Origin of the sequence: Singulisphaera chitinilytica (assembly GCF_049331405.1) — a bacterium.
Taxonomy (GTDB): domain Bacteria; phylum Planctomycetota; class Planctomycetia; order Isosphaerales; family Isosphaeraceae; genus PoT.
Genome location: NZ_CP186274.1, coordinates 3,765,750 through 3,789,604, shown reverse-complemented (window position 1 = coordinate 3,789,604; position 23,855 = coordinate 3,765,750). Strand labels below are relative to the sequence as shown.

The window sequence follows — 23,855 nt, the reverse complement described above, 5'->3', positions numbered from 1 at the left end:
CCGAGTCATGACGGCCGTCTTCGGGAAACTTTGGCTTTTCCCCGCCGTCGAAACGTATAATGCATGAATTGCCCCGTCTGCTCAGCGCGATCACGTCCAGGGAGCCCGCGCCATGAGTTCAAGCACCCAGCCTTATGGGAAGTATCTTAAATACGAGCAATTCATCGATCATCAACTGAGCATGACCCAGGCTCGGATCAAGATGACCGATGTTCTCACGGCCGGTCTCACCTTGCTCGTGGGTTTCTTATTCGTCCTCTTCCTCGAGATCGTGCTCGACCATACGGTGGGCCTGCCGATCTGGCTGCGCCGGATCGTCCTGATCGCCGGATTGGCGGGGGGCGGCACCTTCGCGGTCATGCGGATCATCCTGCCGATGCTCCGACGCGTGAACGGCTTCTATGCGGCGAAGACGATCGAGCAGACCGACCCGACTTTCAAGAATAGCCTGATCAACTACCTGGACCTCCGAAATCGACGAGGCGAGCTCACCAAGGGGGCGCTCGCCGCGATCGAGAACAAGGCGGTCGAGGACCTTCGGCAGATCGAGATCGACTCGGTCGTGAATCAGAAGCGGATGATCCAGGCCGTCTATGGCCTCTCCGCCGTCGTCGTGATCTTCTGCCTCTACGCGGTCATAACCCCCAAGAGCAGCCTCGCGTCCGCCCGCCGGGCCTTCCTCGCGGATGTGGTGCGGCCGACCAATACCGAGCTCGTCAACATCCAGCCGGGCGACGACCCCGCGAAGAACCGGGTTGCGGCGGGCCAGGATGTCGCCTTCAAGGTCGACGTCCGCGGCGTCCAGCCCGGCCGGATCCTGCTGCATTTCAGCGTCGACGGGGGCAAGTTCTTCTCCACCAGGGAGTTCTCGCCGGGCCCGAACCGCTACGACCCCTGGGAGACGACGATCAGGAACGTCCAGCAAAGCCTGGATTATTACCTGACCGGCGGCGACGCACAGTCGTTGCGCTACCACCTCGAAGTCACCCCCGCGCCCATGGTGACCTCGGTCACGCACGACTACGACTTCCCCGCCTACCTGAAACTGCCGCGTCGGGCAGGCATGGAGGGGGGCAATATCGAGGCGATCCAGGGGACGGTCGTCACCATCCACGCCAGGACGAACGAGCCGGCCCGCACGGCCAACCTTGACTTCGTCAAGGAGTCGTCGGTGCCGATGGAAGTCTCGTCCTCCGAACCCACGGAGCTGATGGGTCGGTTCACGGTGAGGGAGTCTGGGAGCTACCGCATCCGCTTCCGCACCACGGGACAGCCGCCGCAGTTGAATCCGGATCCCGTCGTCTACGACATCATCGCCCACAAGGACGAGCCGCCGAAGGCGGTCTTCCTCAAGCCGGATAAGCCCGACATCGAGGTGCCGAGCAACGTGAAGGTCGTCCTGGCGATGAAGGCCACCGACGACCACGGGGTCAAGGACGTCACGCTCCACGTCCAGCAGAAGTCGGAGAGCCTGCTCTCGAAAAACCTCCTCGAGCAGAAGCCGCCGACCGCCGCCTTCCGCGGCACGGAGGTCCTCGACCTCGCCGCCTGGCGCATCAAGCCGGGCACGGAGCTCGAGTACTGGCTCACGGTCCGCGACACCAAGGAGCCTCAATCCAACAAGTTCGAGACGACCCGCCAGAAGCTGAAGATCATCGCCCCTCTGGCCACCGAGCAAAAGAAGGCCGCCGACAACAAGACGGAGAAGGAAAAGAAAGACGAAGAAAAGCAGGCCGCGAAGGAGAACGCCGAGCAAGAGCAGAGGGATCGCGACAATCAGCAGCAACAAGAGGCGGGCGATCCTGAGGAGAAAGAACGCGACCAGGCCAACGCACGACGCGAACAAGACAAATCGAATCGCGGTGTGAATGGCTCGGATCAGGGTGATAACGATCCGTCGGAAAAGACTCAGAATGAGGAGCAGAACAGCAAGGACCAGAAGGAAGAAGGAATCGCCGAAAATCTGACGCCTGATCAACTCGATAAGCTGAAAAAGCTCGAGAAGGCCATGGGCATGAACAATCCGCCCAAGGGGAAAGCGTCGAAGGAACAGCAGCCAAACTCGGAAGGCTCCTCGCCAACAGAGCCTTCCGATGCTGGTGAGAATACCAGTCATTCGGACGAGAATAACTCGGCCTCCGATACGGAGTCGAATTCGCCCCAAAAGATCTCTCGGGGGAATTCGGGCAATCCGTCGGAGAAGAACTCTTCCAACGATTCGAACTCGGACTCCAACCCGAACCAGACTTCGACTCAGCAGCCCTCAGCCGACAAGAGCAAGGTCTCCCGGGCAGTGAATGCATCGAAGAATCAGGCGGGGAACTCGTCCAAGCCGAACAAGGGTCAGGGCAATCCGGCGGACTCCTCGTCGACGGATGGCAATTCTTCGCAGCCTAACGACGCGACAAATCCCGACGCGTCCAATAAGCCAGAGGAGAACGCATCCAATAGATCCGACGAATCCAAGCCTGGGGATAAGTCGAAGCCATCCTCGACGAAGGGCGACGACCGCACGCAGCCGGCCAACCTCAACAAGGATGAGAAGGCCCAGGAGCCGATCGAGAAGTCTCAGGTTCAGGATGTCAAGGATCCCAACGAATCGGCGTCCAAGGAAGATCCCAATGATCAATCGAAGGACGAGAAGGATTCCCAGCCCAAGGGCCAACCGAAGGACGGGGATAACTCCGGAGAAAACTCAACAGATAGCAATTCCTCGGGCTCCAACCAGACCACAGGGCAGGAAGAGGGGAATCAATCTCCCAGGAACACCAGCTCGATGGGTTCGAAGGAGGGCCGGGAGGACGGCAATTCGAGTCCATCGAGCGAGGCGTTGAAGGCCCCCGGCTCGACGAACGCGTCCGACCCGAGTTCACGGGCACCGGGCAATCGGGGCAATTCCTCCAGCAGCGATGAAGAGCAGAAAGGCAGCGCATCCGACGCTCGGAAGGGTAAATCGAATAAGGACAAGCCGTCGTCATCGGGGAGCACAAAGGAAGAAGGCAAGGACAAGGATAAGGATGTTAATAGCGCCGGCGGCTCCAAGGAGATGTCAGAAACGAAGAAGGCGTCGGGCTCGAATGACCAGAAGTCTTCGAGTGCGAAGGATAAAGCCTCGAGCAAGGAGAATCGATCCGACAAGTCAGATCCGAAGAGTCCGAGCAATGGCACCACTTCCAAGACCGCCGATTCCAAGGGCGCAGCGGGCAATAAGACTTCGAAAGAGGCAGGAGCGAAACAGTCGGGCTCGGAATCGTCGCAAGGCAACGAGACGGCTGATAAGGCCGACCCGAACGCGACCAAAGCCGAGGGGGATAAGGCCGGGAAGCCCGGTGAAGGCGAGAACGACCCTGAAGGGAAGGGCGGACCGAAGGGAACCAACTCGGGCAACTCGAAGGATGATAAGACAACCCAGGAAGGCAAGGACGGGAAAGAGTCGGGTAATGCGGGGAAGGGTGCCAAGACGAAAGCAGTCAACAAACAAAGTTCGAAGACCTCTCCTCGGCAAGGGGTCGGTACGCCAACCAAGAATGCGACGATAGAGCCGTCTGACGGGACCGAGAATTCGGAAACGAATCAAGGCCCCAATCCAACGCAACCCGGCACTCCAAGCCAGTCGAACCAAAGTAACCAGCCCAGGCAGAATTCCGTTAACACCAACCCACTGCCGAAGGTGGAGGACAGGACACTTCCCGATCCGGTAGCTTCGCCACTGTCGAATTCGAATGCCGTGAATCCCCACGTGCCTCCGCCGGGGGGGCAGGATTCGAATCAAGGCCAGCAGGGGACGCCGCCGAATCCGACTCGGCCCGACATGCCCAATAACAATCTCCCGAATAACATGCCCAGGGAGAACCAAATTCAGGGGAATCCAGGGGAGCGTCCCCAGTCGAATAATGGCGACCCCGAGCGCGTGCCCAAGCAGAACCAACCTCCCAAGGTTCCCCGGGAGGATCAGCAGCCGAACGGCGGCCAGCCGGATCGCATGCCCCAGCAGAATCGGCCTCCCAGGGGGCCATCAGGGCTTCCTCAGCCGATGAATCCCGACGGTACTCCGAGGAACGTGCCGAACGGCTCGGACAAGGGAAATCCTCCCGACACCAAGGCTGATCCGTCGAATCCCGAACGCGGAGGTGAGAAGCCCGAATCGCGCGAGGACAAGACGGAAGCCGAGAAACAAGCCGGGCGGGAGGCCTCTGAGAAGTCGAAGGACGGCAAGCCCGAGGACAAGAATCAGGAAGGCTCTGAGAAGGGCTCCAAGGGCCAGACCGAGAGCAAAGAACATAGCACCCCGAAGGAGGACGCCAACTCCGACAAGGAGCCGAATGGGCTGAAGGAGTCGAATGGCGGAAACTCCGGACAGCCCAAGAGCGGGAAGCCCATCGAGAAGAACGCGGCGAACTCGCGTGAGTCGAAGGAGGGCGGTGCTCCCGACGGCAAGGCGCCTAGCGACAAAACGAATTCGGAAAAGAATCGGAAGCCGGGTAGTCAGGCGAAGCCTGAGCCGTCCGACAAGCCTGGCGACAAGGACGCTGGGGCCAAGAAGAAGGACGACGAGAATAAAGACAAAGATAAGGAAAAGAAGGACAAGTACTACAACCCCAAGACAAAGGACGAGAAGCGGAAGGCTGAGCAGCGTAAGACCGAGTCGAAGCAAGAGGAGCAGACAGCTGAGGAGGAGAAACAGCAGCCCCCTTCAAGTCCTTCTTCCACCTCGCAGGCGAAGGGCGGGCAAGAGGGTTCGGGTGGAGGTCAGGACGGGAAGCCCCTGAGATCGGCGGATGACAAGGAGGGCGGAACTCCTGGGTCGGCCGCGTCGACTCCGGGTAGCACGGCCAGCAAGGGGGGGAATTCGCCTTCCGGTGCCACGTCAACGAGCGGTGTCCCCGCCAGTGGCACGAATTCAACCTCCGGCGCCCCGTCTCAGGGCGGCTCGGCGCCTGGAAGCGGTGCTGGCTCGTCGAGTGAAGCTGGTGGGCAAAAGCCCGGTCCCGGCACCGAGAAGAAGGCCGTTAATACCCCCTCACCCGACAGCATCCCAGGCAAGGGTGTCAAGCAGCCCGGGAGCAAGGGGAACCAATCGGGACGATCGGGCGGTTCAGGCCAGCCAGGGTCGGGGGCCAGTGAGTCGCAAGCTGGACCTTCGAGCTCTCCTGGCGACAACGGCGGCCAAGGTAAGGGAGAAGGCAACAGGTCGAGCATCTCCCCGGGTGACCGGATGCCGGGCAATTCAAAGGGCGGCGGCGTGAATCCTCAAGGTGGTGGTGGAGGCCGGGACGAACCGGGCGCGACTGGGCAACCGATGACCCCTCGTGATAAGAACGCCAAGAACCCGACTTCCAAGGCTCCGATCCGCGACGAGAATGTGGAGGATACCGTCGCTCCACAGCGCGAACAGTCGAACCTCGTGCTTCGGAAGCTCGAAGACTTACTCAAGAACAACCAAGTCACTCCTCAGCTCGAGCAGGAGACCGGGATGTCTCGCGAGCAGATGGAGCAGTTCGTCCAGAAGTTCAAGAAGGCTCCGAAGAATGAGCCGGGGGCAGGTCGCGAGATCCAGATCAAGCCGGGCGCGGGGGCCAAGCCCATCAACGAGAGGTCACTTCCCGGCTTCAACTCGGGGACTCGAGTCACGGGCAAGACCGTCCGCGACCGCCAGGATGGGACCGAGGACCAGATCCGGGATAACGTGGAAGGAGCCCGGTTCCAGGTCCCGCCCGAGCTCCGATCCGGTTATGAGGCCTACAAGAGCAGCCTCTCGCGGTCGAAGGTCCTGAATCCGGCCCGGTCCGCCCCCGCCGATAACGGTTCGGGAGCCGGATCCGGCGGGAATTGACGAGAATGACCTCGTGATGGCAGAAACTCGGTCGACGGCATGCCCGGCATGCCGTCGACTTTTACTAGGCGGAATGATTCAATCACACTCGATCCGCGCCGTCGCGGGCTCGTTCGTCGATGCCATGAATCGAGAGTGGTGAGGTAAGACGTAGACCCATGCTAGCTCCCCTCGCATTGCCCCGCCGGTACCTCGTCGACTTCGACCTGCGCGACCTGCCGCACCACTTCGCGGACGTGCTCATCATCGGCGGCGGCGTCGCCGGGCTGCGAGCAGCGCTCGGGATCCCGGAGCCGCATCGCGTCCTCGTGGTGACGAAGGACGGGGTCCGGGAGAGCAACAGCGTTTACGCCCAGGGGGGCATCGCCGGGGTCCTCGACCCCGAGGATCACTTCGACGACCACATCGCCGACACCCTCGCCGCGGGCAAGGGGCTCTGCGACCCCGACGTCGTCGCCACCGTGATCAAGGAAGCCCCGCAACGGATCGCCGAGTTGATGGCGTGGGGGACGGTGTTCGACGAGGTCGACGGGCAGGTGGCTCTCACTCGCGAAGGGGGCCACTCGCATCCCCGGATCGTGCATGCCCTCGGAGACGCCACCGGTCAGGAAATGATGAGGGCCGTCATCGAGCGGGTGCGGACCCGGAAGAACGTCCGCGTCTGGCAGAACAGCTTCACGATTGACCTGCTCACGCACGAGGGACGCTGCCGAGGCGGCCTGGTCTGGGATCGTCGCCGAGGCCCCGCCTTCGTATGGGCGAGGGCCGTCCTCCTGGCGACGGGAGGCGCGGGGCAGCTCTTCCGCGAGACGACGAACCCGCCCATCGCCACAGGTGACGGGCATGCATTGGCGTATCGCGCGGGGGCCGAGCTTCGGGACATGGAATTCATGCAATTCCACCCGACCGTGCTCTACATCGCCGGCTCCTCCCGACACCTGCTGACCGAGGCCCTCCGCGGCGAAGGGGCGTACCTCCGCGATCGTAACGGCCATCGGTTCATGCCCGAATACCACAAGCTGGCGGAGCTGGCACCTCGCGACGACGTCTCGAGGGCCATCACCGCCCAGATGGCCAAGACCCAGCACCCCTGCGTCTACCTCGACCTCTCGCACCTCGACGCCAGTTACATTCGCGACCGGTTCCCGGGGATTGACCGCCTCTGCCGGGGCTTCGACCTCGACATGACCCGCGACCCCATTCCCGTGCGTCCCGGTGCGCATTACATGATCGGCGGCGTGACCATCGACCACGATGGCCGCACGACCTTGCCCGGCCTCTGGGCTGCGGGGGAGGTCAGCAGCTCCGGCCTCCATGGCGCCAACCGCCTGGCTTCAAACAGCCTCCTCGAGGGGCTTGTTCACGGGGCGCGGGCGGCCGAGGACATCGTGCGGATGCTCGACTCGTCCCCTTCGGTGCCGCTCGAGGTGCCCCCGATCCACGGCGACTCGCCCGTGGTGAAGCACGACCCACTCGACCTGGCGGATATCCGCGAGTCGCTCCGGGCCCTGATGTGGCGATCGGTCGGGATCAGCAGGGATGCCAAGAGTCTCGCCGAGGCGGCCGATCAGGTCGACTTCTGGTGCCGCTATGTCCTCGGCCAGGTCTTCCCGGATCCGGCCGGCTGGACGATGCAGAACATGCTCGTCGTCGCGCGGCTGATGATCGCCACGGCCTCCGAGCGCGAGGAATCACGCGGGGTCCACACCCGTCGCGACTTCCCGGAGCCCAACCCCGCCTGGGCCCATCACATCAGCCTGCAGCGACCGGCTTTCGAGATCGGCGACCAGTCCAACCCGCTAGTCCTCCCTTGATCGAACCTTTGGGTGGCTGCTGAAGAGCCTCACTGGATCTGGGAGAGGTTCTTGAAGGTCCGCCCGTGTCGCACGGGCGGGTCGATCCAGCGATTCTTCGGGAGGACCTGAGGCGAGAAGCCCTCGAGCCGTTTCTCGTCGAAATGCAGAATGTGCTCGAGCTTCGCCCGGATCACGGGGCTCGACGAGGCCCGCAGCTTGTTCATGACCTCGGTGTCATCCGACAGGAGGTCGTCTTTCACGAGGTCGCCCCCGCGAAACCCCTCGCGTAGGATGTCGGCGAATTCGTTGTAGATATAAGACTCGATCTCGCTAGCCCACCAGTTCTGATTCATCACCGAGAACGCCTTGGCGACGCGCTTGGCGATCTCGACGTGCTTAAAAACGATGGTGTTATCGACCACTTCGAGATCGTTTAAAAAGCCGGTGACGTCGGACGGCGTGGTCACATCGCAGGCGAGGCTGTCGCGGAAAAAGTAGTCGACGCGATCCGCGCAGAGATCGGGCAGGGGACGCTCGAGGAGAGGATAGATCGAATCGTCGAAGAACTGCTCGGGCTCGAATCCGAGGCCCTTTAGGGCCTCGACCATGTCCGGGCGCTTCAGGAAGAGTGGCTTGAGCTGCTCGTGATGGTCGTGCTCCTCCGAGGCGAAGACGAAGTCGACGGCGTGGGAGAAGGCCGTGTGGGAGATGTCGTGGAGGAGGCCGGCGACCTGCTCACGAAGGTCCGCGCCGAAGCGACGGAGCAGGAGGTAGACCCCCAGGGAATGCTCGAAACGGGTCACCGTCTTGAACGGGAACGCGAAGGCGGAGGGCCCCGCCTGGCGGATCTGTTTCAGACGCTGGAACGTGGGGCACTCGATGAGGGCGATCAGCCCGGAGTCGTCGATGGCCGAGTCGCCATAAACCCTATCGTTCCAACGCATCGAGCTTCTCCACGACCATCCTTCAAGGGCGTCGCTGAGGGACGTCCTCCACTTCGATCATGGGTTTCTCGACGCAGAAATTCAAGGGGAGGAATCGGAGGCGGGCGTCAGGGGACGGGGATGTGGTCGAGGATCCGACCCAGCAGGTCATCCGTCGTCAGGCCTTCGGCGTCGGCCTCGTAGCTGGCGATGATCCGGTGACGCAAGACGTCCCGGGCCAGGCTCTTGACGTCGTGGGGCGTGACATAGTCTCGTCCCACGAGCAACGCATGCCCGCGAGCGGCACGGACGAGGGCAATCGTGGCGCGGGGGCTCGCCCCCAACTCCAGCAACGCCTCCATGTCGAGGCCGTAGTGCTGCGGCGTGCGTGTCGCACGGACGATGTCGACCACGTATTCCTTGATGGCCGGAGCGACTCGGACGGCCGCGGCCTTCGCGCGAAGTGCCAGTACGTCCTTGGGACCGAAGAGCGGGACGTCCTCGGTGGGGTTCGACTCGTGGGTCGAGGTATCGCTCACGCTGGGGAGTTCGAGCATGGCGAGTTCGGCGTGACGATCCGGGTAGTCGACGGTCAGCTTCATCAGGAAGCGATCGAGCTGGGCCTCTGGGAGGGGATAGGTCCCTTCATGCTCGATGGGGTTCTGGGTGGCCAGGACCCAGAATGTCTCGGGCAGGACGACCGTCTCGTCGCCGATCGTGATCTGCCCTTCCTGCATGGCCTCGAGCAGGGCACTCTGGACCTTCGCCGGGGCGCGATTGATCTCGTCGGCCAGCAAGACACTGGTGACGATCGGCCCCGGGCGGACGTCGAACGTCCCGGTCGCCGGACGATAAATCTGGGTGCCGGTCAGGTCGGCGGGGAGGAGATCGGGCGTGAACTGGATCCGACGGAAAGGGAGACCCAGCGCGGCCGCGAGAGTCCGCACCGACCGGGTCTTCGCCAATCCGGGCACACCTTCAATCAGGACGTGGCCACCCGTCAGGAGGGCGATGACGAGCCGCTCGAGCAACGGACGTTGCCCCACGACGCTCGCCTCCAATCGCTCGATCAGGTCCGAAAGACTACGCTCCGCATGCTGCGGCGAAGACTCGAGATCCTCGGACATGATCCGGCAATTCCCCTCGGTTTCGGACACTTCGCGGTAGCCTGATGGCCACGACTGATTGCTCTTCGGTGGATCTTACCCAATCTCAAGGAAGAAATCACCGGGAGCGGCATCGCTTCCCGATCATCGGCGGCGCCGTTCCATCATCTTGCGCAAGATGTCGGAGGCTGCGTCGCTCGAATCCTTGAAGACGGGCTTGCCCTTCACGACGACCTCTTCCTCCTTGGGCTTCTTGACATAGAACGGGTTCGACTCGTCGACGAACTCGTCGATCACCATATCCTCATCGTCCGCTTCCTCGCCATCGCCATCGTCATCGTCCCGAGCTCCGAGCTCTTCCTCAGGATCGGAGTCCCCGTGGCCTTCCGGGAGTCGCTCAAATTCGAAGTCCTCGAAATTCGGAGCCGGAGCGGGCGCGGGGCGAGCGGCAGGTGCAGGGGCAGCGGCCACTGGTGCGGGTGTCGGGGCAACTACCACCGGAGCGGGGGCCGGGGCGACTACCACCGGAGCGGGGGCGGTTACGACAGGTGCTGGTGCCGGTGCGGCCGGCTGAGTCACGACCGGAGGGGTGGTCGCGGCCGGAGTGACTGGAACGGGCGCGGGAGCGGCGACGACGGGGGCCGAGGCGGGTTTTGCCGGCGCAGGGGCCGGGGCCGCAGCCACCGGAGCGGGCTTGGCGGGTGCTGCCGGGGCAGGGGCCTTCGCCGCGGGGGCCGCCGGAGCGGGCGTGGCGGGCAGCTTGAACGTCTCGATCGTCATCGTGTCGCCGCTGTACACGCCGGAAGGCCGTTCGGGCTGCGGGCGCGCGTTATCGGCGACGAGCCAGGATTCGATGTCGTCGTGACTGACCTCGTCGGGGGACCCCGTACGGGCAGCCGCGGGTGCGCCGTTCGCGGGCTTGCCGCTGGCGACGACGGGGACATCCTGGATCGAGATGGCGAACGTGAGGGTCCCGACCGAGATCAGGTCGCGATCCTTCAAGACGTACGGTTCCGTAATGGTTTTACCGTTAACGAGGGTGCCGTTGCGGCTCCCCAGGTCGCGGACAATCACCTGCGTCGCCGTGAGGTTGAACTCTACGTGTTCACGGCTTACGAGGTCACTGTTGGGGCGAAGGTTGCAGTTCTCGCCACGGCCAATCTTATAGATCGGCGTCGCGAGGGGGATCACCTTCCCCTCGGGTTTACCTTGGACGACAATCAGCTGCGCTTTCATGAACGGACCGTCCCGACCAATAGGTCAGCAGCGACTGCTCGGATGGAACCAGGCCCCACGGATTAGCCCGCTTCCCGCCGAACATGGACGGAGACATCATCAATCTATTGCGAAGTGGGGCACCTCATTAAAGACTGCGATCGGGGTAAGAACGCGATAAATAGGATGAATCGACCTCACCAAAAGGGAGGGCTCGGTAAACACCCGGTTCATGCTTCGAATAATTCCAAGGCCCGGGGAATAAAGAATCGGGCTTGGGCTTGTCGCGTGAGCCGAACGTAGATCAAACCGCTTCCCAGACTCGGACACCTTGAATTTTATCGAGAACGGTCCGAGTTCCAAGACGTTCGCACGGAACTACCCCTGGATTTCGAATCGGCGAGATGCCGACTGCCGATGAGTGTTTCTTGCGATCCGGGTGCCGACGCTATTTTCGCCGCGTCCACGAAGGGTTGCGGTAGACAGCATCGGACCAGGCTTGGATTTGATGCCTTTCGACATCGCTCAGGGCACTCGGTACCGGTTCAAGTTCCAGGCTGTCGATCATCGCGTCACCGAGCACTACGGGCCAGTTCATCGCCCGATCGTGCAAATCGGCCAGGTCGCGAACCCCCGGGAGTTCCGGAGTCGCTTCCGAATGTCTGAGGAGCAACGAGCCGTGCTGCAACACCGCACGTGCTCGCCTTCGCTGGGCACTGCCCACGACCTTCGCGCCCCCGAGGATCAGGTCCTCTGGATCGCGATCCTTGAAGCAAAGAAAAGGTCGCGTGGCCTCGCTTATCGAGTTGTACCCTCCGCGGCGCCGCGCGTCGAGACCATGTTGCTGCAATACTCGCGCGATGATGCCGTGAATGCATTCGTAGAGTTGCCCGCCACGCCCCGAGCGTGGATGCGTGGTAGGCACAATGAACGCGTACGTGATCTCATGATGATGCCAGAGTGCACCGCCTCCCGTCAGGCGACGGACCACCGCCACGTCCTTCCACCTCGGGTCGGCCTCGACGTCTCGAAGGCTCTGGAAATAGCCCAGGCTCAGCGTGGGGATCGTCCAGGAGTAGAACCGGAGGATCGCGTGATCCGGCGATTCCGCGACCTCATTCAAGAGGACTTCGTCTGTCGCCATGTTGATCGGGCCGTCGGCCGCTTCGTGGGGCAAGAGTCGGCAACGCATCATGAAAGCCTTAAAGCGGTGAGCCTCGGCTCACGTCGAACTTGACGAAAGCGGACGTGAGCATCGGAAGCAGAGACGCGCACGTGGCCAGCGTGACCAGCAACGCTGTCGCAAAACCAAGTGTCCAGTTTCGCCCGAACGAGAAATAGGCCGCCCAACCGAGCATCGCGGCAGCCACTAGGATTGTCGTCACGAAGGCAAGCCTCGCCAGGATCAGGATGAACTGTCGTCCCAGCGTCGGGAAGTCGAGCGTGAACCCCATCGGCCGTGGGATGGGGAACCAGAGGAAGAATAAATTCTCGATCTCGACAAAGAGAATGTTCACAGGAACAATTAACAGCGATACCGCTATAATATGCCAGCGGCCGAGGTGGATTATCAAAGCCAGGATCGCCAAGGTAAACCACTGCCCCAGGATCAAGATCACGCAGGGAGTCGCCAGCTCACCGAGGACGATGTGCAGCGGTGGGATGGGCAGTGACTTGAGTTCGTCGATGTACTCGCTGTCGCTCCGGAGGTCGAGTCCGAGGATCGTAGGCCCGAAGAGTATCGCATGGAGGATCAAGGCCGAGGCCGCCAGCCAGAACTCTTGCCCACGAGCCGTGTATCGCCCGCCTTTGATCGCCACGTAGATCGAAATCATCGACACGAGGAAGAGCGACGCCACGGTCAGGAGTCGAGCCGGCTGACGGAGCATGAAGAGGCCGTGCCTCCAGAAATTCGGGCCGATCCCTCCCCACCATGGTACCCCCGCCGGGCGAAGTGCCGCCATCCGGCTTGACCGATGTCGGCCGCGGATCCTGGTACCTTCCAGGCGAGCGAGGTCGCGGGCGTTGGCGTTGGTCACGGTCTCATACGAGTCGACGTCGATCATGAGCAGGATGCCGATCAACGTGAGGACCTCGGCGAACCCGATGGCCGACCACGTCGCGAGTTCCGGCCAGGGGGCCGTCGAGGTGAAGGCATTGACGAAGGGCCGGAACGGCAGGCTGAGGACGTTGACGACAGGCGACCGAGCAAGCCTCCTGAGCGAATTCCCCGAGGCCAGGCCGAACGACTGACGGTCCCAGGTGACGAATACCACCAGGATCAAGGCCGTGCCGACGATCAGCGAGACGTGGCGACGACCCGAGGTCGTCTCGTCGATCACCGACGAGAATAGCCCGACGATCAGGGTGATCAGGTAGATCAGTTCCGTGGCCAGGAAGAGAGAAACGAAGCTCGCGAGCAGCGAGCCTCCATGACGCCCGACGACCAGCGTCATGAACGCCGCCGAGACGCAGGCTACGCCCAGCGAAACGACGATGCGATAGGCGAGTAACGTCCTGCGTTGGAAGGGGGCCGGGAACAGGAAGTCGATCTCCGCGGGCGAGAATGCGAGGGCTCGCTCGTCGCTCGACAGGACGACGCTGAGTAGGCAAAATCCCAGCACGGCCAGGGGGCCGAACCGCCGGAAGAAGAGGAACTGGGCCTTCCCCTGCATCGCGGGGCTGATGAACATCGAGGCGATCAGCGGCACGAGCAGGAGCACGCCGACGAACGCCAGGGCCGCTCCCCTGGGGCTCAGCAGGTTGCGCCTCACGCGTCGGATCCAGCCGAAGGCGCGTAACCGGATCAGGAGCCAGAGCGAGCGATCCACCCTACACCCCCGAGCCAGGCGCCATCACGGCATGCTCGGACGTCTCGGTAAGCCGGAGGAAGAGCTCTTCGAGCGACTCCTCCCGGCCGCTCGCGTCCCGCTCCCGCTGCAACGCATCAAGGCGGGCGTGCATGAGCATCCGCCCCTTGTGCAGGATCAGGATCGACGAGCAGAGCCCCTCCACCTGCGAGAGGAGGTGAGAGCTGATCATCACCGCCGATCCCTGGGAGGCTCGCTTGCGGATCGAGTCCTGCATCGTGCGGATCCCCCTCGGATCGAGGCCCGTCAGCGGTTCGTCGAGCAGGATGACTTTGGGGGCGTGGAGGTAGCCGCAGGCGATCGCGACCTTCTGGCGCATCCCTCGCGAGAGTTCGGTCGAGACAGCGTCGCGACAGGAGAGCAGGTCGAATTGCCTCAGTAGCCCTTCGGCTCGCTCGACCCAGTCTTGCACCCGATAGACGCTGGCCACGAACTGGAGGTGTTCCCAGACCGTGAGGGTGGCGAAGAGGTTCGGATTGTCGGGCACGTAGGCGAGGACCGACTTGGCGGCGACGGGATCCGTAGTCAGATCATGCCCATCGATGAGAATGCGTCCACGCGTGGGGTTCAGGATCCCCGCCAGGGCCCGCATGGTCGACGTCTTGCCCGCGCCATTGGGCCCGACGAGGCCGAGGATCTCGCCAGGCTCCACGCGGAAGCTCACGCCGGCCACGGCGACGGTGCTGCCATAGACCTTGTGGAAATCCTCGACCACGACCGACACGGCGGCCTCTTTTCCCAAGCCGAAGGTTGCTTTGAACGGGTGCCTTAACCTCGCGCATCGTCCAGCCTGACCGCTCTCGGATACGCGAGCAAGGGAGGTCCGAATAATGTCCGCTTATTTTTCGGGGGACGATACCTCAGAGGGCGTCCACCTGAGGATCGGCACCTTGGCCGCCTTCACCTCGTCGGGCCGGGAGATGGGCGTGCTGACGGGGGAGTCGTGCAGGGTTTGCGGGTCGTCTTTGGCGATCGAGATAAGCACCTCCGCGAATTTCTCCAGCGTCTCGCGGCTCTCGGTCTCGGTCGGCTCGATCATCAACGCTTCGGGGACGATCAGCGGGAAATACACGGTCGGGGCGTGGATATTGTGGTCGATGAGCCGCTTGCCGATGTCCATCGCCCGGACCCCGCGCTCTCGGGCGAGGCCTCGCGCGGAGGCGACGAACTCGTGCATGCAGGTCTCGCCGAACGGCACGGGCAAGGTGTCTCGGACGAGGGCCATCAAGTAATTCGCATTCAAGACGGCGTGCTCGGAGATCCGTTTGAGCCCTTCCGGCCCCTGGCTCCGGATATAACAGTAGGCTCGGAAGAGGACCCCGGTGTTGCCGAAGAAGGAACGCACGCGCCCGATCGTCTTCGGGCGGTCGAAGTCGAGGCGATAGGTGCCGTCTTCCGACTTCGCGACGAGCGGCGTGGGGAGGTAAGGCGCCAGGTCCTTGCGGACGGCGATCGGCCCCGCGCCGGGTCCGCCGCCCCCGTGCGGTCCGGAGAAGGTCTTGTGCGGGTTGTAGTGCATGAGGTCGGCCCCCATGTCGCCGGGCCGCACGGCGCCGAGGATCGCGTTCATGTTGGCGCCATCGAGATAGAGCAGGGCACCGCGGGCGTGGAGCATCTCGGCGATCTCGCTCACCTGCGGGTCGAAGATCCCCACCGTGTTCGGGTTGGTGATCATGAACACCGCGGCCTGATCGTCGAGCTTCGCCTTGAAGTCGTTCAGATCGACGAGGCCTCTCGCATCGCTCTTGATCGTGACGGTTTCGAAGCCGGCGAGCTGGGCCGAGGCGGGGTTGGTGCCGTGGGCGCTGTCGGGGATAAGGACCTTGGTCCTCGCCTCGCTCCGATCGCGGAAGAAGGCCGCCGCTACGAGGAGCGCCGTCAGCTCACCCTGGGCCCCGGCCGCCGGCTGGAGGCTCACGGCGTCGAGGCCGCCGATCTCGGCGAGGATCTGCTGGAGGTCATACAGGATCGCCAGGAGCCCCTGGAGGGTGCTTTCATCCTGATACGGATGCTGGGCACCGAGCCCAGGGAAGGCCGCGAGGCGCTCGTTGCGCCTCGGGTTGTACTTCATCGTGCAGGAGCCGAGAGGATAGAAGTTCGAATCAATCGCCATGTTCAGGGTCGAGAGATTCGTGTAGTGCCGGACGACGTCGAGCTCGCTCAGCTCGGGCAGGGGAGGGGCTTCGCCGCCGAGATGCTGCGCGGGGATCAGGTCCTCGAGCGGGCGAGCGGGGACGTCCGAGGCGGGCAGGTAGGACGTGGCCCGGCCGGGACGGCTCGACTCGAAGAGGAGCGGGGGAGCTTGGAGCTTGTACATGGACGCATTCCCGAGAAACTTGGCCACGGACGTGTCTTGTTGAAATGCCGCGATCGATCGCCGCCGTGCTCCAGCCTGGGAGGTCCGGCGGCCTGAATTATCGTTGGAGATCAGACGATCTCGAGGGCACGTCGATAGGCATCGACCAGGCCGTCGATCTCGGATCGCGAGCGTTTCTCGGTGACGGCGATGAGGATCTGATCCGACCATTCGGGGGCGAGCCGCCCGAGCGCGATCCCGCCGTGGTAGCCGAGGCGGCCGACTTCGGCCAGGATCTTGCCGGGATCCTTGCTCGTCCGGATCGCGAACTCCTTGAAGAAGGGACCCGGGTGCGAGAGCGAGAGGCCGGGGACCGCGGCGAGTTGCTCGGCGGCGTAGTGGGCCTTCCGCATCGAGAGCTCAGCGACCTGCCTCAGGCCTCGAGGGCCGATCGCGGCGAGATAGATGCTGGCACGCAGGGCGAGCAACCCCTGGTTCGTGCAGATGTTCGACGTGGCCTTCTCGCGGCGAATGTGCTGTTCGCGCGTCTGGAGCGTCAGTACCCAGCAGCGCTTGCCGTTTCGATCGGTCGTCTGGCCGACGATGCGGCCGGGCATCTTGCGGACGTATTCCTCGCGGCAGGCCATGATCCCGAGATAGGGACCGCCATAGCTCATGGGATTGCCAAGCCCTTGTCCCTCGGCGACGACGATGTCCGCACCGTAGGTCGAGGGCCTTCGCAAGAGCCCGAGGCTGACGGGGTCGACGCTCACGATCGCCAGCGCCCCCTTGTCGTGGGCCGCCTTGACGAGCGTCTCGATGTCTTCGAGCTGGCCGAAGACGTTGGGATACTGGAGGATGACCGCGGCCGTGTCATCGGTGATGGCGGCGACGAGTTCCTCGGGCTTGATCTGACCGTCTTGATCCGGGACCACGACGAGCTCGGGCTCGAGGTTGGCCATGTACGTGGCGAGGATCTGGCGGTACTCGGGATGCACGGTGCCGGCGATGACCACGCGGCCGAGTCGCCTCGTGACCGACAGGGCCATCAGGACGGCCTCGGCCACGGCGGAGCCGCCGTCGTAGAGGCTCGCATTCGAGACGTCCAGGCCGGTCAGTTCGGTGATCAGGGTCTGATACTCGAACGTCGCCTGGAGGGTCCCCTGGCTCGCCTCGGGCTGATAGGGCGTGTAGGCGGTGAAGTATTCGCCGCGTCCCGAGAGTTGGTCGACCACGGCGGGAATGAAGTGATCATAGCTGCCGCCCCCGAGGAAGCAGGGGCGTTTGTCGGCGCCGATGTTCTGGGCGAGCAGGCCGCCGATTTCCTCGGTCAGTTCCAGCTCGCTGAGCGCCCGGGGGACGGAGAGCGGGCGCTGGAGCCTGAGCTTCTCGGGGATGTGACTGAAGAGCTGCTCGATCGATTCGAGCCCGAGCGTCCCGAGCATGACGCGGACGTCGTCGGGGGTATTCGCGATATAAGCCATCACTCAATCCCTGTGATTGCCGTCGGGACAGCACGATGTGCCCTGGGCGATCACGACTTGCGAACCAGTGGAGAAAACCGGGGGAAACCCCTCCGATCGAGGGATTCTGATGAGATGCGCCGGGGGGTGAGATCGGCAAGGTTCCCGGCGACGCCGGCCCGTGGATAGGCCCGGCGTCGCCTCCTGCGGGACGATCAGTGGGGCTCTTCGGCCACCTTCTTCTCGTAGGCGTCGTAGTCGAGGAGGCTCTCGAGGGCGGTCGGATCATCGACGCGCACCTTGACCAGCCAGCCCTTGTCGAACGGGTCTTCGGCCAGGAGCTGGACGTTGCTCGACACGGCCGTATTGACCTCTACGACCTCGCCGGAGACCGGGGCGTAGAGGTCGCTGACCGCCTTGACGCTCTCGATCTCGCCGAAGCTCTTGCCCGGCGTGAGCTTGGCCCCGACGGCCGGGAGGTCGATCACGATGAGGTCGGTCAACTGGTCGACGGCGAACCGGGAGATCCCGATCGTCGCCACATCCCCGTCGAGGTGGACCCATTCATGCGAAGGGGCGAATTTGAGGGTCTTGGGATCCATTGTCAGCCTGATCCTGTTCGTTTGGCGGTGAAGTGAAGGGGTGTCAACCCGTCGCAGCCTCAAGAATCGGAACGACGATAGAAGGGGAGTGCCACGAACCCGGCCTGCTCCTCTCGGCCCCGGACATCGACGCAGATCGGCGCGTCGGATTTCGCGGCGGCCGGGTCGACGAGGGCCATGGCGAGGCTCTGACCCAGCGTGGGGGCAAAAGTCCCCGACGTGACGACGCCGATGTCCTGCCCGCCTTGCCGGACGATCGAGCCTTGCCGGGCGATACGCTTACCTTCGAGCTTGATCCCGACGCGGGTCAGCCCCGGATTCGCCTTGAAGGCGGCGATGGCATCGCGGCCGATGAAGTCCCCCTTCTGCAGCTTGACCGCCCAGCCGACCCCCGCGGCGTAGGGATTGATCGTGTCGGTCAGCTCGTGCCCGTAGAGGGGCATGGCCGCCTCGAACCGGAGCGTGTCCCGGGCGCCGAGGCCGCAAGGGATGATGTCGTGGGCCTTGCCCGACTCCAGGAGCGACGTCCAGACCCGCTCGGCGTGGTCGGCTGGGACGATCAGCTCGAAGCCATCCTCGCCGGTATATCCGGTCCGGCTGATGACCGAATCGACGGAGCCGAAGAGTCGACCCATGGTCGCGTGGTAATACTTGAGTGAGTCGAGCGACTCGGGGAATAGGGGCTGGAGGGTCGCCTTCGCCTTGGGCCCCTGCACGGCGATCATCGCGGTGTCGCCCGTGCGGTCGGCGAGCGTGGCGTGGACCCCTTCGCGATGTCGCTCGAGCTGAACCACGACCGCCCCGCGGTTGGAGGCGTTGCAGACGACCGAATAGCCGTGCGGCAGGTGATAGACGAGGATGTCGTCGATCAGGCCGCCGCCGCCGTTGGCCATGAGGCTGTACTGGATCTGGCCGGGGGCCAGCTTGGCAACGTGGTTCGTGGTCAGGCGTTCGAGCCAGTCGAGGCTATCCGCCCCGGCGAAGGTGAGCCGGCCCATATGGCTGATGTCGAACAGCCCGACGCGCTGGCGGACCGCCGTGTGCTCCTCGACGATGCTCGTGTACTGGACGGGCATCGACCATCCCGCGAAGTCGACGAGCTTGCCTCCGTGCGACTGATGCCAGTCGTGCAGCGGGGTCTTCAGCAGGTCCTCGGCTGACATCGATCATTCCCTTCGCGTCGCGAAGCCTCTCGTGGACTGCGTCCCATTTGGAAGGGCGTTATTGTAGAGACTTGGACCCTCCGGCGACAACACCCGTTGCCGCATGCAAGTCGCGAGTCATCCGGCCCCTCCACACGAAAAACTCACGGGAAGGCTGGATTGACGGGGGAAGCCGGGTCGTTCACGATTTCTACCCTGATCGGCCCGCCGTCGATAGATCCGATGATATATCCGACGCGGGCGAATCGGCGGCAAAGGCCGCACCTTACAGAATCAATATGAGTTGATATTCAGCGATAAACTCCTGCTGGATCGTCGACGGACCCATAGCGAGTTGGAACCTCGATGGCTATCACGGAACACCACGTCAACCCGGTACTCGCCGACGCGAAATCCGAATATCAGAGACGCCTGGCCCTCCGGCTCGCGAAAGTTAATCAATTGTCACGCTGGGAACGGCTGATCACGGAAGCACGGATGGGGGCCTTCGTGCTGGGCCTCGTCCTCGCGTTCCTGATCTGGGGGATGGGAAAGGTCTCGGCGACCTGGATCGCCCTTCCGATCGGCCTCTTCGGAGTGCTCGTCGTGGTGCATGAGAGGGTCCGTCGCAGGGAGTCGAACGCGCGTCGCGCGGCCGACTTCTATGAGCGCGGCCTCGCCCGACTCGACGGCGAATGGGCGGGGAAGGGGGTCCAAGGCGACCGGTTCCTGGACCTCGAACACCCGTACGCCGCCGACCTCGACCTCTTCGGGCGCGGGTCCCTGTTCGAGCGGATCTGCACGGCCCGGACGGCCTCGGGCGAGGAGACGCTCGCCCGCTGGTTGTTGAGCCCGGCCTCGGCGGACGAGATCCTCGCGAGGCAGGCGGCGATCGCCGAGCTGAGGCCGAAGCTCGACCTCCGGGAGGACCTCGAGTTGCTTGGCGGCGATGTCCGTGCGGGGCTCGAGCCGGCCGTCCTGGAAGTCTGGGGCCGAGAACCCCGGCAATTCCGGGGATTCACCGTGCCGCTCGCCGCCGGCCTGATCTCCGCTTTCGCCATCCTGGCGCTGGCCTGGTGGTCGCTCGAACTCATCAACGGCCGCTGGATCTTCCTCGCGATCCTGCTGGAGGCGGCATTCGCCAGGAGTCAGGCGGGGGCCTGCCTACGAGTCCTCGCCAATCTCGAGAAGCGAACCAATGACCTGAGGCTCCTATCCTCGCTGCTCCAGCGGCTCGAGAGGGAGACGTTCACCTCGCCGAAGTTGATCCAGCTCCGCCAGGCGCTCGAGAACAACCACGAGCCGGCCTCGAAGGTGATCTCCAAACTGGCAAGGCTCCTGACGATCCTCGACGCCCAGCGGAATCAGGCGTTCCTGCCGATCGCGGCGCTCCTCCTCTGGGGCATCCAGTGCGCCGTGGTGATCGACGCCTGGCGAGGCCGTCACGGCGGCAGCATCGGCCCCTGGCTCGCGGCGGTCGGCGAATTCGAAGCCCTCGCGGCCTTCGCCACTTACTCCTACGAGAACGCCGAGGATCCCTTCCCGACCATCGAGGCGACGGGGGCCGTCTTCGAGGCCGAGCAGGTCGGACACCCCCTCCTCACCGCCCAGGTCTGCATCCGCAACGACGTCAGGCTCGACGACGCCCAGCGACTACTCCTGGTGAGCGGCTCCAATATGTCGGGCAAGAGCACGCTCCTGCGTTCCGTGGGAAGCAATACGGTCCTGGCGCTCGCGGGTGCCCCCGTGCGTGCGAAGTCGCTGCGGGTTTCCTTGCTCTCGATCGGCGCGACCTTGCGGATCCAGGATTCGCTCCAGGCCGGCAAGTCGCGATTCTATGCCGAGGTGACGCGGCTCAAGCAGATCGTCGACCTGACGCGAGGGCCGCTCCCGCTCCTCTTCCTGCTCGACGAGATCCTGCACGGAACGAATTCGCATGACCGCCGCGTGGGGGCCGAGGGTTTGCTCGAGGGCTTTCTGAAGCGAGGGGCGATCGGCCTTGTGACGACCCACGACCTTGCACTGACCGACGTCGTCGAGACGATCGGCGACACCGCAACCAACGTGCACTTCGAGGACCAGTTCGAGGAGGGGATCATGCACTTCGATTACCGGATGCGCCCGGGGATCGTCCGGAAGAGCAATGCCTTGGCCTTGATGAGAGCGGTGGGGCTAGAGGTCTGACCAATCGCGAGCCGGGACCCGAGCGATCTGGCCTGGGCAATTCTCTTCGTGTACGCTGGCCTTCATAATCGACCTGCTCTCTCCTTCCCGGGATTGGGAACGAAACTCCATGTCCATCACGTTGTTGAGCGCCAGCCAGCTCGAAGAGCTCCGGCACTACAATACCCCGACGATCTCCAACGCGATCGAGCTGTTCGACGTGCGTCCGCGCCACGTCGGCTTCTTGCCCCACCAAATCCGTTGCCTGCTCCCCAATCTCGGCGTGATCGTCGGATATGCCGTGACGGCCAAGACTTCCGCCGTCCCGCCCACGGAAGTCACTCCCGACCTGCTCGACGGATACCTGAACTACGTCGCCGCCCAGCCAGGCCCCAAGATTGCAATCGGGCAAGACATCGACAATCCGCCCGGCCTCGGCGCCCAGTTCGGTGAGGTCACTGCGGCGATCCACAAGAAGCTCGGCTGCGTGGGTCACATCACTGACGGCTGCCCTCGCGACCTTGATGAGGTCGAGGCCCTCGGCTTCCAACTCTTCGGCCTGAACCCTTGCGTCAGCCATGCCTACGTCCGGCTCGTCGACTTCGGCAAGCCCGTCCACCTGGCCGGCGTCGAGATCAAGCCGGGTGACCTGATCCATGCCGACAAGCACGGCGTCTGCCTCATCCCGCACGACGTGGCGCCCCGGCTCGCCCTCGCCTGCAAGGAAGTCGAGCGGATCGAGCGGCCCGTGCTGGACGCCTGCAAGAAAGAGCCGTTCGACCTCAATCACTACCTCCAGCTTCGCAAGGCCATGAAGCCGGAGATGCACGAGTAAGAGCCCGCGAGTGCCAATGAAAAAGAGCAGGCTCCCGATGTTCGGGAGCCTGCTCTTCGTTGATTCCGCTCACGGGTTCCAAATTCGAGGGCGAGTGAGCCTGGCTATCTTTGGCTCAAAGAACCCTGCGGGGATGGACAACCACCGGCTCGAACCGTTGGTTGCGGAGCACGGCCTCGTCCGGCCGGGTTTCGTCGATGCGCTTGCCCTCGGCGACCCAGCGGCCTTTGCGGAACTCGAACAGGGCCGTGGCGTGCCGTGGGTGAGAGTCTGTTAGGTCGTCGAAGGGATCGGACTCAAAGCGGACGGCGATCAGAGCCAGGAGGCGGCGGGTCTGGCGATCGCGGGCCCAGAGGACCTCGTTCTGCCAGCTTGCATCTTCCCAGCGGTTCCGTTCTTCCGGGTCGATCTTGCCGAGGGCCCCCAGGAAGCGGGCCTCGAGCCATTCGCGCTGGAGGCGGAAGAGGTCACGCGCGTGGTCGACGTGCATCTCTTCGGCGAACTGCCGCGCCGGGCGACGGATGATGAACCAGGCGGCGATGAGGCAGGCCGGTAAGATGCCACCCCAAATGATCAAGGCCATCGGTCAGTCCCCGCCGATCATGAAGAATAAGAGAGCGGATGCCGGTCAATTCTAAGTACGGGGTCGAGACATCCGCAAGATAACGTTCGAGATTGGTGGGGAATCCGTGAAAAGTCCGCGGCCTTCGGGGCGAATTTTGACGATGACCGACAGATTCGGAGCCCACATGTCCATCGCCGGCGGCTATCACAAGGCCGTGAATTCGGCGTCGTCCTTCGGTTTCGGCACCGTCCAGCTCTTCACCAAGAACAACAACCAGTGGAAGGCCACGCCACTGACCGATCCCCAGATCGACGCCTTCAAGTCCGCCCTGAGCCAGTCGAAGGTATCGTCACCGGTCGCGCATAATTCTTATCTGATCAACCTCGGCAGTCCTGACGACGCCCTCTGGAACAAATCGATCGACGCGTTAGTGGTTGAGCTTGAGCGTTGCGAGTCACTTGGCATCCATGACCTCGTGATCCACCCGGGCGCCCACACCGGATCTGGGGAGGAAGCGGGGCTTCAGAGGATCGCGGAAGGGATCGATGTCGTGCATGGACGCACCGAAGGTTTCACCGTGAAGATCGATCTCGAGGCCACGGCGGGGCAAGGCTCTTGCCTGGGTCATCGTTTCGAGCACCTGGGGGCGATCATCGGGCGAGTGAAGGCCCCGGAGCGTCTGGGAGTCTGCCTCGATTCGTGCCATATTTTCGCGGCGGGGTATCCCTTGGCCTCCCGCAACGAGTACGATACCACGATGGAAGAACTGGACCGGGCAGTCGGCGTGGCTCGGGTCCGGGTTTGGCATCTCAACGACAGCCAGCGCGAGCGAGGAAGCCGGGTCGATCGCCACGCCGGGATCGGCCTGGGGCATCTGGGGTTGGAGCCCTTCCGCAATATCGTCAACGACCCCCGTTTCCAATCGATCCCCATGATCCTGGAGACGCCCAAGGGGACGGACGAGAACGGCGAGGAGCTCGACGCCCGGAACCTCCGAGTGCTTCGCGAGCTGGTAACGCGATCCTCCACCTCGGCCTGACGGATTT

General features: G+C 63.6%; 16 protein-coding genes. 5 read left to right on the top strand and 11 right to left on the bottom strand.

The window, feature by feature from the left end:
• The first annotated feature begins 112 nt into the window (after positions 1 to 112).
• Positions 113 to 5,833, top strand: coding sequence for a hypothetical protein (locus ACOYYX_RS15275; protein WP_422930770.1), 5,721 nt, complete (start codon positions 113 to 115; stop codon positions 5,831 to 5,833).
• Between the two features lie 158 nt (positions 5,834 to 5,991).
• A complete protein-coding gene (nadB, locus tag ACOYYX_RS15270) occupies positions 5,992 to 7,647 on the top strand; it encodes an L-aspartate oxidase (protein WP_422930769.1) in 1,656 nt (551 codons plus the stop codon).
• A gap of 29 nt (positions 7,648 to 7,676) precedes the next feature.
• On the opposite strand, the gene ACOYYX_RS15265 is transcribed toward nadB, so the two are convergent.
• The 10 genes from ACOYYX_RS15265 to gcvT all read right to left on the bottom strand — a co-directional run bounded on the left by ACOYYX_RS15265 (position 7,677) and on the right by gcvT (position 19,267).
• Positions 7,677 to 8,573 carry an HD domain-containing protein gene (locus tag ACOYYX_RS15265; protein ID WP_422930768.1) on the bottom strand — a complete coding sequence of 299 codons (897 nt, stop codon included), beginning with the start codon at positions 8,571 to 8,573 and terminating at the stop codon, positions 7,677 to 7,679.
• 107 nt (positions 8,574 to 8,680) lie between these two features.
• Entirely contained in the window at positions 8,681 to 9,679 is a 999-nt protein-coding gene (locus ACOYYX_RS15260) for an AAA family ATPase (protein WP_422930767.1), read from the bottom strand.
• Between the two features lie 123 nt (positions 9,680 to 9,802).
• The gene (locus tag ACOYYX_RS15255) at positions 9,803 to 10,894 is read right to left on the bottom strand and encodes an FHA domain-containing protein (protein ID WP_422930766.1); all 1,092 of its coding nucleotides are present in this window, start codon (positions 10,892 to 10,894) and stop codon (positions 9,803 to 9,805) included.
• A gap of 427 nt (positions 10,895 to 11,321) precedes the next feature.
• Positions 11,322 to 12,065 carry a lipoate--protein ligase family protein gene (locus ACOYYX_RS15250; protein ID WP_422930765.1) on the bottom strand — a complete coding sequence of 248 codons (744 nt, stop codon included), beginning with the start codon at positions 12,063 to 12,065 and terminating at the stop codon, positions 11,322 to 11,324.
• Positions 12,066 to 12,075: 10 nt separating this feature from the next.
• A complete protein-coding gene (locus tag ACOYYX_RS15245) occupies positions 12,076 to 13,704 on the bottom strand; it encodes a putative ABC exporter domain-containing protein (RefSeq protein ID WP_422930764.1) in 1,629 nt (542 codons plus the stop codon).
• Between the two features lies 1 nt (position 13,705).
• The gene (locus ACOYYX_RS15240) at positions 13,706 to 14,467 is read right to left on the bottom strand and encodes an ABC transporter ATP-binding protein (protein WP_422930763.1); all 762 of its coding nucleotides are present in this window, start codon (positions 14,465 to 14,467) and stop codon (positions 13,706 to 13,708) included.
• Positions 14,468 to 14,581: 114 nt separating this feature from the next.
• Positions 14,582 to 16,060 (bottom strand): aminomethyl-transferring glycine dehydrogenase subunit GcvPB, encoded by a 1,479-nt coding sequence (gene gcvPB, locus ACOYYX_RS15235; RefSeq protein ID WP_422931628.1) that lies wholly within the window; start codon positions 16,058 to 16,060, stop codon positions 14,582 to 14,584.
• Positions 16,061 to 16,170: 110 nt separating this feature from the next.
• Positions 16,171 to 17,523 carry an aminomethyl-transferring glycine dehydrogenase subunit GcvPA gene (gcvPA, locus tag ACOYYX_RS15230; RefSeq protein WP_422930762.1) on the bottom strand — a complete coding sequence of 451 codons (1,353 nt, stop codon included), beginning with the start codon at positions 17,521 to 17,523 and terminating at the stop codon, positions 16,171 to 16,173.
• Between the two features lie 194 nt (positions 17,524 to 17,717).
• Positions 17,718 to 18,104 (bottom strand): glycine cleavage system protein GcvH, encoded by a 387-nt coding sequence (gene gcvH, locus ACOYYX_RS15225; RefSeq protein ID WP_422930761.1) that lies wholly within the window; start codon positions 18,102 to 18,104, stop codon positions 17,718 to 17,720.
• A 59-nt stretch (positions 18,105 to 18,163) separates the two neighbouring features.
• Complete coding sequence (gene gcvT / locus ACOYYX_RS15220; protein WP_422930760.1) at positions 18,164 to 19,267, bottom strand: glycine cleavage system aminomethyltransferase GcvT; 1,104 nt, start codon at positions 19,265 to 19,267, stop codon at positions 18,164 to 18,166.
• Positions 19,268 to 19,612: 345 nt separating this feature from the next.
• Between gcvT and ACOYYX_RS15215 the strand changes: the two genes are divergently transcribed.
• Positions 19,613 to 21,430, top strand: coding sequence for a MutS-related protein (locus ACOYYX_RS15215; protein WP_422930759.1), 1,818 nt, complete (start codon positions 19,613 to 19,615; stop codon positions 21,428 to 21,430).
• Between the two features lie 109 nt (positions 21,431 to 21,539).
• Positions 21,540 to 22,244 carry an RraA family protein gene (locus ACOYYX_RS15210; RefSeq protein WP_422930758.1) on the top strand — a complete coding sequence of 235 codons (705 nt, stop codon included), beginning with the start codon at positions 21,540 to 21,542 and terminating at the stop codon, positions 22,242 to 22,244.
• 115 nt (positions 22,245 to 22,359) lie between these two features.
• On the opposite strand, the gene ACOYYX_RS15205 is transcribed toward ACOYYX_RS15210, so the two are convergent.
• Positions 22,360 to 22,827: a hypothetical protein gene (locus tag ACOYYX_RS15205; protein ID WP_422930757.1), complete on the bottom strand. Its 468-nt coding sequence runs from the start codon at positions 22,825 to 22,827 to the stop codon at positions 22,360 to 22,362.
• Between the two features lie 142 nt (positions 22,828 to 22,969).
• On the opposite strand from ACOYYX_RS15205, the gene ACOYYX_RS15200 reads away from it, so the two are divergent.
• A complete protein-coding gene (locus tag ACOYYX_RS15200; RefSeq protein WP_422930756.1) occupies positions 22,970 to 23,848 on the top strand; it encodes a deoxyribonuclease IV in 879 nt (292 codons plus the stop codon).
• Positions 23,849 to 23,855: the final 7 nt, after the last annotated feature.